Source organism: Pseudomonas sp. GW821-FHT11D10, from assembly GCF_058808435.1.
This window is the reverse complement of record NZ_JBXARR010000002.1, coordinates 102,840-116,366: the sequence shown is the minus strand read 5'-3', so window position 1 is coordinate 116,366 and position 13,527 is coordinate 102,840. Positions and strand designations below refer to the sequence as shown.

General features: G+C 61.4%; 13 protein-coding genes. 6 read left to right on the top strand and 7 right to left on the bottom strand.

Annotated features, from left to right (window positions below; all coding sequences use genetic code 11):
• The first annotated feature begins 96 nt into the window (after positions 1-96).
• Positions 97-1,296 (top strand): formaldehyde dehydrogenase, glutathione-independent, encoded by a 1,200-nt coding sequence (fdhA, locus tag AC1RT4_RS06925; protein WP_007959809.1) that lies wholly within the window; start codon positions 97-99, stop codon positions 1,294-1,296.
• A gap of 54 nt (positions 1,297-1,350) precedes the next feature.
• Here fdhA and AC1RT4_RS06920 read toward each other — a convergent pair whose 3' ends face one another.
• A complete protein-coding gene (locus tag AC1RT4_RS06920) occupies positions 1,351-1,650 on the bottom strand; it encodes a hypothetical protein (RefSeq protein WP_493084611.1) in 300 nt (99 codons plus the stop codon).
• A 266-nt stretch (positions 1,651-1,916) separates the two neighbouring features.
• On the opposite strand from AC1RT4_RS06920, the gene AC1RT4_RS06915 reads away from it, so the two are divergent.
• On the top strand, positions 1,917-2,474 hold the full coding sequence (locus AC1RT4_RS06915; RefSeq protein WP_007959813.1) for a DUF2780 domain-containing protein: 558 nt from the start codon (positions 1,917-1,919) through the stop codon (positions 2,472-2,474).
• A gap of 1 nt (position 2,475) precedes the next feature.
• On the opposite strand, the gene yihG is transcribed toward AC1RT4_RS06915, so the two are convergent.
• On the bottom strand, positions 2,476-3,363 hold the full coding sequence (gene yihG, locus AC1RT4_RS06910) for a 1-acylglycerol-3-phosphate O-acyltransferase, YihG family (RefSeq protein ID WP_085608923.1): 888 nt from the start codon (positions 3,361-3,363) through the stop codon (positions 2,476-2,478).
• Positions 3,364-3,538: 175 nt separating this feature from the next.
• On the opposite strand from yihG, the gene rloA2 reads away from it, so the two are divergent.
• The 3 genes from rloA2 to creC all read left to right on the top strand — a co-directional run bounded on the left by rloA2 (position 3,539) and on the right by creC (position 6,214).
• The gene (gene rloA2 / locus AC1RT4_RS06905; protein ID WP_007959815.1) at positions 3,539-4,042 is read left to right on the top strand and encodes a retropepsin-like aspartic peptidase RloA2; all 504 of its coding nucleotides are present in this window, start codon (positions 3,539-3,541) and stop codon (positions 4,040-4,042) included.
• A gap of 73 nt (positions 4,043-4,115) precedes the next feature.
• A complete protein-coding gene (gene creB / locus AC1RT4_RS06900) occupies positions 4,116-4,796 on the top strand; it encodes a two-component system response regulator CreB (RefSeq protein WP_007959816.1) in 681 nt (226 codons plus the stop codon).
• The gene (gene creC / locus AC1RT4_RS06895; RefSeq protein WP_493084608.1) at positions 4,796-6,214 is read left to right on the top strand and encodes a two-component system sensor histidine kinase CreC; all 1,419 of its coding nucleotides are present in this window, start codon (positions 4,796-4,798) and stop codon (positions 6,212-6,214) included. Before creB ends, creC begins: the two co-directional genes overlap by 1 nt.
• 24 nt (positions 6,215-6,238) lie before the next feature.
• Here the strand turns inward: creC and AC1RT4_RS06890 are convergent, their stop codons facing one another.
• Positions 6,239-7,249: an acyltransferase family protein gene (locus AC1RT4_RS06890; protein WP_493084606.1), complete on the bottom strand. Its 1,011-nt coding sequence runs from the start codon at positions 7,247-7,249 to the stop codon at positions 6,239-6,241.
• Between the two features lie 167 nt (positions 7,250-7,416).
• Here AC1RT4_RS06890 and creD point away from each other — a divergent pair, with 167 nt between their 5' ends.
• A complete protein-coding gene (creD, locus tag AC1RT4_RS06885; protein WP_493084604.1) occupies positions 7,417-8,787 on the top strand; it encodes a cell envelope integrity protein CreD in 1,371 nt (456 codons plus the stop codon).
• An 87-nt stretch (positions 8,788-8,874) separates the two neighbouring features.
• Here the strand turns inward: creD and AC1RT4_RS06880 are convergent, their stop codons facing one another.
• The 4 genes from AC1RT4_RS06880 to AC1RT4_RS06865 form a co-directional block, all read right to left on the bottom strand.
• Positions 8,875-9,504 carry a glutathione S-transferase gene (locus AC1RT4_RS06880; RefSeq protein WP_493084602.1) on the bottom strand — a complete coding sequence of 210 codons (630 nt, stop codon included), beginning with the start codon at positions 9,502-9,504 and terminating at the stop codon, positions 8,875-8,877.
• A 64-nt stretch (positions 9,505-9,568) separates the two neighbouring features.
• Positions 9,569-9,748 carry a hypothetical protein gene (locus tag AC1RT4_RS06875; RefSeq protein WP_493084600.1) on the bottom strand — a complete coding sequence of 60 codons (180 nt, stop codon included), beginning with the start codon at positions 9,746-9,748 and terminating at the stop codon, positions 9,569-9,571.
• A complete protein-coding gene (locus tag AC1RT4_RS06870) occupies positions 9,745-10,875 on the bottom strand; it encodes a PepSY-associated TM helix domain-containing protein (protein ID WP_273904272.1) in 1,131 nt (376 codons plus the stop codon). Before AC1RT4_RS06870 ends, AC1RT4_RS06875 begins: the two co-directional genes overlap by 4 nt.
• Positions 10,876-10,949: 74 nt before the next feature.
• Complete coding sequence (locus AC1RT4_RS06865; protein ID WP_493084597.1) at positions 10,950-13,376, bottom strand: TonB-dependent siderophore receptor; 2,427 nt, start codon at positions 13,374-13,376, stop codon at positions 10,950-10,952.
• Positions 13,377-13,527: the final 151 nt, after the last annotated feature.

Here is a 13,527-nt window from a genome sequence, read left to right as displayed (position 1 = left end):
ACAAGCAACGCAAAACCAACAAGCAATAACCCGAGCACTTAACGCGCTGCCTGCCTGGGCGGCGCGGTTCCATAAAAACAACAGCGAGGTGAAAGCATGTCTGGCAATCGTGGTGTGGTGTATCTCGGCGCTGGCAAGGTCGAAGTACAGAAAATCGACTATCCGAAAATGCAGGATCCGCGCGGCAGGAAGATCGAGCACGGTGTCATCCTGCGTGTGGTTTCAACCAACATTTGCGGCTCCGACCAGCACATGGTGCGCGGCCGGACCACGGCGCAGACCGGTCTGGTGCTGGGCCACGAGATCACTGGTGAAGTGATCGAAAAAGGCTCCGACGTCGAGAACCTGAAAATCGGCGACCTGGTCTCCGTTCCATTCAACGTGGCTTGCGGGCGCTGCCGTTCCTGCAAGGAGCAACACACCGGCGTCTGCCTGACCGTCAACCCGGCCCGTGCCGGCGGTGCCTACGGTTACGTCGACATGGGCGACTGGACCGGTGGCCAGGCCGAATACGTGCTGGTGCCGTATGCCGACTTCAACCTGCTGAAACTGCCGGACCGCGACAAGGCCATGGAGAAAATCCGTGACCTGACCTGCCTCTCCGACATTCTGCCTACCGGTTACCACGGCGCCGTTACTGCTGGCGTTGGTCCGGGCAGCACTGTTTACATCGCGGGCGCTGGTCCCGTTGGTCTGGCCGCTGCCGCCTCCGCCCGTTTGCTCGGCGCTGCGGTGGTGATCATCGGCGACGTCAACACCATCCGCCTGGCTCACGCCAAGGCTCAGGGTTTTGAAGTGGTCGACCTGTCGAAAGACACCCCGCTGCACGAACAGATCGCCGCGCTGCTGGGCGAGCCTGAAGTGGATTGCGCGGTGGACTGCGTTGGTTTCGAAGCTCGTGGTCATGGTCATGACGGCGTCAAATCCGAAGCCCCGGCCACCGTGCTCAACTCGCTGATGGGCGTGGTGCGCGTAGCTGGCAAGATCGGTATTCCGGGCCTGTACGTGACTGAAGATCCGGGCGCTGTCGATGCCGCCGCAAAAATGGGCAGCCTGAGCATCCGTTTCGGCCTCGGCTGGGCCAAATCCCACAGCTTCCACACCGGGCAAACCCCGGTGATGAAATACAACCGTCAGCTGATGCAGGCGATCATGTGGGACCGCATCAACATCGCCGAAGTGGTGGGCGTGCAGGTCATCAGCCTCGACCAGGCGCCGGAAGGTTACGGCGAGTTCGATGCCGGCGTGCCGAAGAAGTTTGTGATTGATCCGCACAAGTTGTTCAGTGCGGCGTAAGTTTCAGCCATGAAAAAGAGCAACCTATGGTTGCTCTTTTTTTTGCAACCTGACTCACAATTTAACTGAGCACTTTTTGGCATCACCGTCGGTGACGGTACATTCATTGTTGTTCCAGTTTGGTCCTGTGGGCTTGATCTTTTTTTCTGATCTTAAAACAGTAGTGGCGCCGAGATTGTTTGTGCCGTCCTGCTGGCAGATGAGATTTTTCCCGTCTTTAATGCGCGCACCAGTGAATTTCAGGTCTTCCGCGCCGCCCGTATCGGTCACCGAGACCTCCGGGCAAGTGACTGCCTGAGCAGTGCTCATCATTGCCAGACAAACCAAGGTACCTGCGAAAAGTTGAAGTTTCATTGTCCGTACTCCATTACATGATTGGAGCTCCGATCTTCCATTTTCCCCGTTGTATTTCCTACTGTCAGAAATGACAGGTTCTAAGTTGTCTTTGTAATAATGCTCGCCGGATTAAGAAGAAAGTGAACTGACGAAGAGCTGTTTCCAGGCGTACGGTTCGAAGAAACATGCTTTTTCCTGGGGGAACATGACGACGTAATCCCGGTCAAACCGGCAGTTTGATCGCCTGTATCCGGGCGGTCTTCACGCCACAAGAGGATGTCTGAATGAAGATTTCACGCGGTTTTGCCCTGGCATCGCTCCTGACCCTGGCGGCAGGGCCGGTGTTTGCCGGTTTCAGTTTGAATGACGTGGCCGGTGCGGTATCGGGCATGCAGGGCGGGGACAAGGCCGCCGCCGCAGCGCCGACGTCGGAAACCGCCGGTCTGTTGAGTGCCTTGAGCGCGCTGAACGTCACGCCGCAGCAAGCGGTCGGCGGCACCAGTGCCATGCTGGGGCTGGCGAAGAATCAGCTCAGCAACACGGATTATTCCGAGCTGGCCAAGGAAGTGCCGGGCATCGACAAGCTGTCGGGCGGCAGCGGTAATCTGGCGGCGTTGAGCGGCTTGCTCGGCTCTTCGGGCAAGTCCGCCGGGCTGGAAAATGCGCTGGGCAACGTCAAGGACACCAATGACCTGAACAACGCCTTCGGTGCGTTGGGCATGGACAGCGGGATGGTCGGCCAGTTTGCCCCTATCCTCCTGCAATACCTCGGTCAGCAGGGTGTCGGCGGTTCGTTGCTGCAAAGTCTGGGCAGCATCTGGGGCACCGGCACCAACGGTTGACTCAGCGGCGCTCGCCCTTGAGTTCGGCGATGCGCTGATCCTTGAGCGTCCAGAGCTGGTTGACCCAGTTCTGGACCTTCTCGCGAAACACCGGATCGTTTTCGTAATCGCCCTGCCACAGGGCCGGATCCAGCTCGCGGGTCTGGATATCGATGATCACGCGCGGCACGTTGCCGCTGATCAGGTCCCAGAACCCCGGAATCTTCTGCTGTGGATAAACCACGGTCACATCGAGAATCGCGTCCAGCTGTTCGCCCATCGCCGCCAGTACGAACGCCACGCCGCCGGCCTTGGGCTTGAGCAGGTGGCTGAACGGTGACTGCTGCTGAGTGCTTTTGGCAGCGGTGTAACGCGTGCCTTCCAGATAATTCACCACCGTCACCGGCTGACGCTTGAACAGCTCGCAGGCGGCCTTGGTGATTTCCAGATCCTTGCCGGCCAGCTCCGGGTTCTTCGCCAGGAACGCCTTGGTGTAGCGCTTCATGAACGGGTAATCCAGCGCCCACCAGGCCAGGCCCAGGAACGGCACCCAGATCAGCTCCTTCTTGAGGAAGAACTTGAAGAACGGCGTGCGCCGGTTGAGAGTCTGGATCAACGCCGGGATATCGACCCAGGATTGATGGTTGCTGATCACCAGATAGGAAGTGTCGCTGCGCAGGTCTTCGCCGCCGCGAATATCCCATTGGGTGGGGATGCACAGGCGAAAGATCAGCTTGTCGATTTCCGCCCAGGTTTCGGCGATCCACATCACCGCCCATGAGGCGTAGTCGCGAAAGCGCCCCGGCAGGATCAGCTTGAGCAGGGCGAACACCATCAGCGGGCCAAAGAGCACGAGGGTGTTGGACAACAGCAGCAGGGTGACGAAACAGCCGGTGAGCAGGCGGCGCATAAGCAACTCTTGGAAAACGGATGGGCGCGCCATGATAAGTGGCTTCGGTCGGCAGGCCAAATCCGCCGGTGACGAATGTTTCACCTGTGGGGCGATAACCTGCCGGGAACGATCAAGTAAACAACGGTCTAAAATCTCGCGTCTGACGCCCCCATTTCCCAAGGAAGCCCCTTACGTGAAATCCCTCCTTGCACTGCTTTCCCTCGTCGCCCTGCCGGTGCTCGCCGCCGAACCGACCTTGTACGGTCGTTACGAATACATCGCGCTGCCGGAAATCGGCGGCGAAGTGCTCAAGGCCAAGATGGACACCGGCGCACTGACCGCCTCGCTGTCGGCCAAGGACATCGAGACGTTCAAACGCGACGGCGAAGACTGGGTGCGTTTCCGTCTGGCTACCAAGGACGCCAGCAACAAGGTGTACGAGCACAAGGTCGCGCGGATCAGCAAGATCAAGAGCCGCTCGGATGAAGAAGACGAGGGCGAAAGCACCGAAGTGGCCAAGCGTCCGGTGGTCGATCTGGAGCTGTGCCTGGGCGACGTCAAGCGTACCGTGGAGGTCAACCTGACCGACCGCAGCAACTTCAACTACCCGTTGCTGATCGGTGCCAAGGCCCTGCGCGAGTTCGGCGCGGCGGTGAACCCGGCACGACGCTTCACGGCGGACAAGCCGGACTGCTAAACCAAGTGGTCTCATTGACGTAACGCCGGGCTTGGGGCACCGTTCGCGCACTTAACCCACAGGCTCGGACGCCATGCCTCATATCCTGATTGTCGAAGACGAAGCGGCGATTGCCGACACGCTGATTTTTGCCTTGCAGGGCGAGGGCTTCACCACGACCTGGCTGAGCCTGGGTGCAGCGGCGCTGGAGCATCAGCGCCAGACCCCGGCGGATCTGATCATCCTCGACATCGGCCTGCCGGACATCAGCGGCTTCGAAACCTGCAAGCAATTGCGTCGCTTCAGCGAGGTGCCGGTGCTGTTCCTCAGCGCGCGCAATGCCGAGATCGACCGCGTGGTGGGCCTGGAAATCGGCGCCGATGATTACGTGGTCAAACCGTTTTCACCTCGAGAAGTGGCGGCGCGGGTCCGGGCAATCCTCAAGCGCATGGCGCCACGCCCGGTCATTGAAGCGTCCTCAGCGCTGTTTCGCATCGATCCCGAACGCGTACAGATCAGCTACCGCGGCCAGCCCCTGAGCCTGACCCGCCACGAATTCCGTCTGCTGCAATGCCTGCTCGAACAACCCGAACGGGTGTTCAGCCGCGAGCAACTGCTCGATGCGCTGGGCGTGGCGGCGGATGCCGGTTACGAGCGCAGTATCGACAGCCACATCAAAAGTGTGCGCGCCAAGTTGCGTCTGGTGCGCGCCGAGGCCGAGCCGATCCAGACCCATCGCGGCCTTGGCTACAGCTACAGCCCGGGGCACAGCTGATGTCGCTGGGGCTGCGGATTTTCCTGGTGTACGTGCTGTTCATCGGCCTCACCGGGTATTTCGTGCTCAACACGGTGATGGAAGAAATCCGCCCCGGCGTGCGCCAGTCCACCGAAGAAACCCTGGTCGACACCGCCAACCTGATGGCGGAAATCTTGCGGGACGACTTCAAGGCCGGCACCCTCAACCAGAATCGCTGGCCGGAACTGCTCCGCGCTTATGGCGAACGTCAGCCGAAGGCGACGATCTGGGGCCTGGCGAAAAACCAGGTCAACCACCGCATCTACGTCACTGACGCCAAGGGCATCGTGGTGCTGGATTCCAGCGGTGTCGCGGTCGGCCAGGACTACTCGCGCTGGAACGACGTCTACCTGACCCTGCGCGGCGAATACGGCGCACGCTCCAGCCGCAGTGACCCGAATGATCCGAGTTCTTCAGTGATGCACGTCGGTGCGCCGATCCGCGACAACGGCGCGATCATCGGCGTGGTCACCGTGGCCAAACCCAACAGTTCACTGCAACCCTACGTCGATCGCACCGAACGCCGTTTGCTCGGTTACGGCGCCGGATTGATTGGCCTCGGCCTGGTGCTCGGCGCCGTGCTGTCGTGGTGGCTGAGCCGCGCGTTGCACCGCTTGACCGTCTACGCCCAGGCCGTGAGCGAGGGCCGGCGGGTGGCGGTGCCGCACTATCGCGGCGGCGAACTGGAGCAGTTGGCGACCGCCGTGGAACAGATGCGCACCCAGCTCGAAGGCAAGGCCTACGTCGAGCGCTATGTGCACACCCTGACCCATGAATTGAAGAGCCCGCTGGCGGCGATCCGCGGTGCCGCCGAGTTGTTGCAGGGCGAGATGCCGGCGGATCAGCGAATGCGCTTTGTCGGCAACATCGACAGTGAAAGTGCCCGGATGCAGCAGTTGATCGAGCGCCTGCTCGATCTGGCTCAGGTGGAGCAGCGTCAGGGTCTGGAAGAACGTGTCGCCGTGCCGCTCGCGGCGTTGATCGATGAAGTCTTGCAGGCACAGACCGCACGGATTGAAGGGCGGCAACTGAGAATCGAACGGGCCATCCCCGCCGATCTGGCGTTGCTCGGCGAGCCGTTTCTGCTGCGCCAGGCCTTGGGCAATCTGCTGGAGAACGCGCTGGACTTCACGCCGCCCAAGGGCTTGTTGAGATTTGATGCCGAGCGGGTTGGCGGCCAGATTGTGTTTCGCCTGTTCAACGAGGCCGCGCCTATCCCCGATTACGCGCTGACGCGTCTGACCGAGCGTTTTTATTCATTGCCGCGTCCTGACAGCGGGCGCAAAAGCACGGGGCTTGGACTGAACTTCGTCGAGGAAGTGATCAAGCTGCACGGTGGTTCTCTGCGCATCGAGAACCTGGCAGGGGGCGTGCAGGTGCAATTGCACCTGCCGTGATCCGCCCGGCAAACCGTCGCCCGCTCAGGACGGCGTTGCTGCCTCGTTGATTCGAGCCTTGTTTCGGCGATGCGCCCATCGCAGCGCCGGTCGCTCGACCCAGTGCCAGGAGGCGATGGCCAGCACGATCACGATCAGCGCCGACAGCAGCATGGACGGCACGAACGTCAGCGATGTCTTGTTGGTCACCAACTGCTGTACGGGAAACGCGTACAGGTAGATGCCGTAGGACAGGTCGAATCGACCCCGGATGGTGCGATCGACGTAGAGCAGGCCGACACTCAGGGTGGCCAGGCAGATGCACAGGGTGACAATCACCCCGGCCATCGGTGTCCCGATCGCCAGAAAAGCAACCGCGACACAGGCCACCAGCATGATTGCCAATCGGCGTCTGTCGCTCAGCAATTGCTTGTAGAAGGCCAGCAGCGATCCGGCAAAAAACGCGATGCCGGCACATCCATACACCGCCAGCTTCTGAGTCAGCGCTGTGGCAGGACCGTTGCCCAGCACAACGGTCGCCACACAGAACAATGCCAGCAACGCGCCCGCTGCCGTCGCCCGTCGGTGCAGACTCAGCACCACCGCCACCAGCAGATAAAAAGCGAATTCGATTTTTAGCGTCCAGAGGCTGCCGTTGAAAGACTCGCTGAAGATAAACCCGTCAGTGACGGGCTCGATGTTCGCCCGACCGAACAGCGAGATGCGCAGAAAGTCGATCAGGACGGCGGGGCTCGTCACATAGCCCTCGGCAAACAGCGCGCCGGCCACAAATGTCATGAGAAAGGCGCAAACGATCAGCGCTGGAAAGATCCGCGCGACACGTTTGCCCAGATAGTCAGTGAGGCCCTTGGCATTGAGGAAACTGTGGGTAATCAGCAAGCCGGAAATCGAAAAGAAGGCGATGACTGCAATCCCGCCCAGCGAGTTGTAGCCAGTGATGCCCGGCTCCTGCAAACCGCTCAGTGCGAAGTGGTGGCTGACCAGCACCAATAACGCGGCCACGTGCCTGATCAGATCGAAAGAGTTGTTGCGCAATCCAATAGTCCTTTATTCCAGTCTTGTCCGTTGGTGCCCGGAAGGGCGGGTGGTGTCTTTCGTGGAACAGCGTTTTACAGGTATTTCCACGTAAAGCCCACACAACCTCCATAACAAATCCACACGGCGTTTGCAGACTCGCTCCATTCCAACAAGGGAGCGTTCCGATGAACCGAAATCTGACATTCAAACTCGGGGCCATTGCCCTGCTGATCCTGGTGTTGCTGGTGCCGCTGTTGATGATCGACGGCATCATCGACGATCGCCAGCAACTGCGTGACGGTGTGCTGGAAGACATTGCCAGAAGCTCAAGCTACAGCCAGCAACTCAGCGGGCCGGTGATGGTTGTGCCGTATCGCAAGGTGGTACGCACCTGGAAGACCAAAGAGAAGAGCGACGAGCGCTACCAGGAAATCGGCGAAGAGCGCGGACGCCTGTATTTCCTCCCGGAGCGTTTTGAACTCGACGGCCAGGTGCAGACCGAGCTGCGCGCCCGGGGCATTTACGAGGCGCGGCTGTTCCATGCCGACAACCGTATCAGTGGCCATTTCTCGGTGCCGGCGCAGTTGGGGATCAAGGAGGATTTTTCCGATTACACGTTCGATGCGCCGTTCCTGGCGGTCGGTATCAGCGACATTCGCGGTATCGAAAACGCGCTGAAGCTGGAAGTGGGTGCGCAGCGCCTGGACTTCGTGCCCGGCACTCAGGTTGGCTGGCTGGGCGAGGGTGTACGAGTGACGTTGCCGGCGCTGGACACCAGCAAGACCACGGAACTGGCCTTCGGCTTCGACCTGCGCCTGCAAGGCACCGGCTCGTTGCAGGTGCTGCCGGTGGGCAAGACCAGCCGCGTGAACCTCGCTGCCAACTGGCCGCACCCAAGCTTCATCGGCAACTTCCTGCCGGCCAAACGCGAGATCAACGATCAGGGTTTCACCGCCGATTGGCAGACTTCGTTTTTCTCCACCAACCTGCAAGAAGCGATGAGCCGCTGCGTGTCGGGCAATGATTGCGAGGCGTTCAACGGGCGCAGTTTCGGCGTGAGCTTCATCGATCCGGTGGATCAGTATCTGAAGAGCGACCGGGCGATCAAATATGCGCTGCTGTTCATTGTCCTGACGTTCGCCGGTTTCTTCCTGTTCGAAGTGCTGAAAAGCCTGGCGGTGCACCCGGTGCAATACGCGCTGGTGGGTGTGGCGCTGGCGTTCTTTTATCTGTTGCTGCTGTCGTTGTCGGAGCACATCGGTTTTGCCCTGGCGTATCTGTTGTCGGCCAGCAGTTGTGTGCTGTTGATCGGATTCTACGTCTGCCACGTGCTGCGCAGCGTGCGGCATGGCTTGAGTTTTTCGGCGGGGCTGGCGGCGTTGTACGGCTTGCTCTACGGCTTGCTGAGTGCCGAGGATTACGCGCTGCTGATGGGCTCGTTGCTGCTGTTCGGTCTGCTCGGTGTGTTCATGGTGCTGACCCGCAATCTGGACTGGTACGGGATCGGGCAGAAACCGGCCAAACCGCTGGAGTTCGATATCGGAGCGGTGCAATGAGCCGGTTCGTGGGGTTGCGTGAGGAGCAGCGGGAGGCAGAGGTGTTGATGACGCTGATCTTTGCGTCGTTGCCTCCCGCCCGGTGCGTCAAGCCTTCGGCATCGTCGCAATCATCGACGGTCGCTGGCTCACTTCAAAGAACCAGTTGGCCAGTTGCGGGTTGGCGTCCCGCCAGCCCAGATCCGGGAAGCGCAGATCCAGATAACCCAGCGCACAGGCCACGCTGATCGAAGCAACGTCGAAGTGGCAGGTCAGTTCGGCGATCGCGTCGCGCTCCAGCAGGGCGAGGGCGCGGCGGATCTTTTCGCGCTGGGCTTCGAGCCATTCTTCCCAGTGTTTTTCCGGGGCGCGCAGCACTTGCTCGTAACGCACCATGACCGAGGCGTCCATGATCCCGTCGGCCATCGAGGCCAGGGTCAGGCGCCGCCAGCGGGCCGAGCCGTCGCGGGGGATCAGCGGATTGCCGACGTGCTGGTGGTCGAGGTAATCGAGAATCACCCGGCTGTCATGGATGACATTGCCGTCGGCCAGGCGCAGGGCCGGGATCTTGCCCAGCGGGTTGTCTGCGTTGAGGGCGGCGTCCGGGCTGACAGGACTGAGCACGCAGTCCTGCAGCGCGACGCGATCCTGCTGGCCGGTCTCGTGCAGCAGCACCATGACTTTGCGCACGAACGGGGACAGGGTGTTGTGAAACAGGGTCATGCTGGGAGCGGACATTGGCAGGGTCTCGGTCAAGGGCAAGACGGGCAGCATAGCGCGTTGCCCGTCAGGCTCAAGCCGTTCAGCGACGTTGCAGCAGTCCGCGCAGGGCAAGGGCTGCCGGAATGCCCAGACCAATCCAGCTCAAACCGTCCCATATCCCGTCGCCCAGCAGCGCCGCGAACAGGCCCGCCGCACTCAGCAGCGCGATCACCAGCGGTGTGCTGAAGACCTTCCAGAAATTCGACTGACGCGGCTTCATGCAGAGGCCTCCGCCGGTTCCAGTACCGGTTTCGCGGCCTTGCGCCGCACCACCCACAGGTAAACGCCGCTGGCGAGGACGATGATGGTCAGCACGTCCAGCGTGGCCCAGAGGATTTTCATCGGCATGCCGCCGTAGTCACCGAAGTGCAGCGGCTGCGACATGCCCATGGCGTCCATGTACCACGGTCGTTCTGCCACCGCCGTGACTTGCAGGGTGCTGGCGTCGATCAGCACCGGGGTCAGCAGGTGCGAGGTCAGGTGGGTGCCGCCCTTCATGAACACCGAGTAATGGTGTTCGCTGGAGAAGCGGGTGCCGGGGAAGGCAATGAAGTCCGGCTTCATACCCGGTGTGACGGTTGCGGCGATGTCCAGTACCCGGGTGGCCGGGGCCAGCTGCGTCAGCGGCGGGGCATCGCGGTAGGGCGCGATCAGGGTGGTCAGGGCTTCGGCCCGCCACGCGGCGATCAGCAGATCCGCGCAGGCACTGATGACGCCGGTCACGCCAACCACCAACGCCCAGGTCAGGGTGACCACGCCGATCAGGTTATGCAGGTCGAGCCAGCGCAGGCGGGTGGATTTGTCCTGGCGCACGGTGCCGAACTTCAAGCGACGCATGAACGGCAGGTACAACACCGTGCCGGACACGATCGCGACCACGAACAGCAAACCCATGAACGCCAGCAGCAATTTGCCCGGCAGGTCGGCGAACATGTCGACGTGCAGGCGCAGGATGAACAGCATCAGGCCGCCGTTGGCCGAAGGCATTTCCAGGGCTTCGCCGGTGCGCGCGTCGAGCATGAAGGTGTGCGAGGAGTTGGGTTCGGTGCCGGCGGTCTTGGCCATGATCGTCAGCACGGCATTCGGCTCGTCGTCTTCGAAGCCGAAGTACTGCACGACTTCGCCGGGCCGATGTTTTTCCGCCGCCTCGACCAGTTGCGCCAGGTTCAGATGCGGCGTGTCCGCCGGCATCACCCGCAACTCGGGCGCATCGCCCAGCAGGTGGTCGATCTCGTGATGGAAAATCAGCGGCAGGCCGGTCAGGGCCAGCAGCAGCAAAAACACGGTGCAGATCAGGCTGGTCCAGGTGTGGACGAAGGACCAGCGGCGAATTGTTTTACTTTTCATTTCATGACCTTCAAAAACACCAAAGCCGTCCACGAGGGACGGCCTGGTTGCAGGGCCTGTTTCAGCTCAGGCGCTTACCACTTGTAGGTGGCGCTGGCGACGACACTGCGCTGGTCGCCGTAGTAGCAATAGAAGCTGTCGCAGGTGGAAATGTAGTCCTTGTCCAGCAGGTTGGTGGCGTTGAGTGCCAGCGACGCGCCTTTGAGGCTGTTGTCCAGACGGCCGAGGTCGTAATGCACGGCGGCGTCGAACACGGTGTAGGCGTCCGCCTTGCCCAGCCAGGTGTTGGCTTTGTCGCCGTAAGTGTTGCCGGTGTAGCGCGCGCCGGCGCCGATGCCGAAGCCGTCGAGCACACCGCTGTGCCAGGTGTAATCGGCCCAAAGCGAGGCTTGCTGATTCGGCATCAGTTGCAGGCGGTTGCCCTTGTCGGCGCCGTTCTGCACTTCGGACTTGGCCAGGGTGTAGGCGGCGATGACCTTCAGGTTGTCGGTGACGTCGGAGACGGCTTCCAGCTCCAGGCCTTTGACCTTCACTTCGCCGGTCTGGCTGGTGATCGATACGCCGTTGACGAACGAGCTCACCGAAACGTTTTTCTGGGTCAGGTCATACACCGCGGCCGTCAGCAGGGTCTTGCTGCCCGGTGGCTGGTATTTGATGCCCAGTTCCCACTGCTTGCCTTCGGTCGGTTTGAGCGATTCGGTCGAAGAGGCGTCGGCGCCGCTGGTCGGCTGGAAGGATTCGGCGTACGACAGGTACGGCACGAAACCGGAGTCGAACACGTAGCTGATTGCTGCGTTACCGCTGAAGGCCTTGTCGCGGTCGGTGTTGGTCGCATCGGCCTTGTTGATGAACTTCGTACCGGTGTGCACCCAGTCTTCACGCCCGCCCAAGGTCAGGCGCCATTGGTCCAGGGCCATTTGGTCCTGCACGTAGAGGCCGGTCTGGTAGGTTTTCTGGTTGTAATCGTAGAACGCGGTGGAGCGCGCCGGACGCACGATCGGCTGACCATGGATCGGGTTGTTCACGTTGATGTCCGGCGCACTGCCGAAGATCGAGGTGTAGTTGGTGTTGCTGCGCTGGTGATCCAGACCCAGCAGCAGGGTATGGCGGATGTCGCCGGTGGCGAAGTCGGCCTGGAAGTTGTTGTCCACGGCGAACTGGCTGATGTCTTCGTCGACGATGGTGGTGGTGCGGCCAACGTTGCCGTCATTGTCCACTTGAGTGAATGGATACGAGCCGACGGTAATGCCCTGGAACGACAGATCCGACTTGGTGTAGCGCAGGTTCTGCTTGAACTGCCACACATCGTTCAGACGATGTTCGAAGGCATAGCCCAGCGCATAGTAGGTGCGGTCGTAGTATTCCCAGTCCGGATCGCCCAGATTCTTGTGGTGGGAAACCTTGCCGAACGGCATGTCGATCTTGGTGCCCTGCACCGGCAGGAACTGGCTGGTGATGCCGGTATCGTCACGGGTGAACTGGGTCAGCAGGGTGAACTTGGTGTCCTCGTCGATGTTCCAGGTCAGGCTCGGCGCGATGTTGTAGCGCTTGTTGTCGACGTGGTCGACCTGGGTGCCGCTGTCACGCACCACACCGCTGAGGCCGTAGAGAAACTGGCCGGCGTCGTCGATCTTGCCGGTGCTGGCGAAGTTGATCTGACGGTGGTTGTCGCTGCCGTATTGCAGCTGGATTTCGCTGCTCTGCACATCGCTCGGACGACGGCTGACCATGTCCAGCAGGCCGCCCGGCGGGGTCTGGCCGTAGACGGACGAGGCCGGGCCGCGCAGCAGGGCGAGACGGTCGAGGTTCCAGGTTTCCTGTTTCGGGTTGGCGTACACGCCTTTTGGCAGCGGCAGGCCGTCGAGGAACTGGGTCGGTTCGAAACCGCGCACGCGCAGCCAGTCGGCGCGGGTGTCGCTGCCGTAGCTGCTGGCGGTGATGCCCGGCATGTAGCGCACGGCGTCATCGAGGCTGTGCACGCCGCGGTCTTCCATTTGCTGGCGAGTGGCGACCGAAATCGAACGCGGTGCTTCGACCAGTGCGGTGTCGGTCTTGGTGCCGGCGGCGGTGCGGGTGGCGGTGTAGCCTTCGACCGGGCCCCAGGCGCTTTCATAGTTTTCCACGCCGATCACCGAAGTTTCCGGCAGGGCCATCACGCCTTCGGGCAGGGCGACCAGGGTGTAGGTGCCGGCACTGCTCTGTTCCAGTTGCAGACCGGTGCCACGCAGGGCCGCGCGCAGGGCGCCGGCCGCGTCGTATTGGCCGTTGACCGGTGCCGAGGTCTTGCCCGCCGCCAGCGACGGGTTCAGCGACAGCGTGAGGCCGCCCTGGCTGGCGATCTGGTTCAGGGTGGTCGACAACGGAGCCGCCGGCAGGTTGTAGGCGCGGACGCTCGACGCCTGTTCAGCGGCGATCAGTTGGCTGCTGGCCAGCGGGGTGCAGAGGGCAATGGCGACCGCCAGCAAACTGGGGCGCAACAAGGTGTCTAGCGAACGGGACATACGGCGGCTCCTGAATGGAAATATTTCTCAATTGCCTGTGTGCCGGACGAGATTCGAAAAGTGATAGGGCTGGATGAAAATAATTTCGATTAACGAACGACATTGCTGCGAAAGTCAGCAGAAAGTCCGTTTTCATGGGGTGTGAAGGTTC

Coding starts and splice junctions, on each gene's coding strand:
- AC1RT4_RS06870 (WP_273904272.1), bottom strand. CDS start 10,875: ATGAAAAGTAAAACAATTCGCCGCTGGTCCTTCGTCCACACCTGGACC.
- fdhA (WP_007959809.1), top strand. CDS start 97: ATGTCTGGCAATCGTGGTGTGGTGTATCTCGGCGCTGGCAAGGTCGAA.
- creB (WP_007959816.1), top strand. CDS start 4,116: ATGCCTCATATCCTGATTGTCGAAGACGAAGCGGCGATTGCCGACACG.
- creD (WP_493084604.1), top strand. CDS start 7,417: ATGAACCGAAATCTGACATTCAAACTCGGGGCCATTGCCCTGCTGATC.
- AC1RT4_RS06920 (WP_493084611.1), bottom strand. CDS start 1,650: ATGAAACTTCAACTTTTCGCAGGTACCTTGGTTTGTCTGGCAATGATG.
- AC1RT4_RS06915 (WP_007959813.1), top strand. CDS start 1,917: ATGAAGATTTCACGCGGTTTTGCCCTGGCATCGCTCCTGACCCTGGCG.
- creC (WP_493084608.1), top strand. CDS start 4,796: ATGTCGCTGGGGCTGCGGATTTTCCTGGTGTACGTGCTGTTCATCGGC.
- AC1RT4_RS06875 (WP_493084600.1), bottom strand. CDS start 9,748: ATGAAGCCGCGTCAGTCGAATTTCTGGAAGGTCTTCAGCACACCGCTG.
- AC1RT4_RS06880 (WP_493084602.1), bottom strand. CDS start 9,504: ATGTCCGCTCCCAGCATGACCCTGTTTCACAACACCCTGTCCCCGTTC.
- yihG (WP_085608923.1), bottom strand. CDS start 3,363: ATGCGCCGCCTGCTCACCGGCTGTTTCGTCACCCTGCTGCTGTTGTCC.
- AC1RT4_RS06865 (WP_493084597.1), bottom strand. CDS start 13,376: ATGTCCCGTTCGCTAGACACCTTGTTGCGCCCCAGTTTGCTGGCGGTC.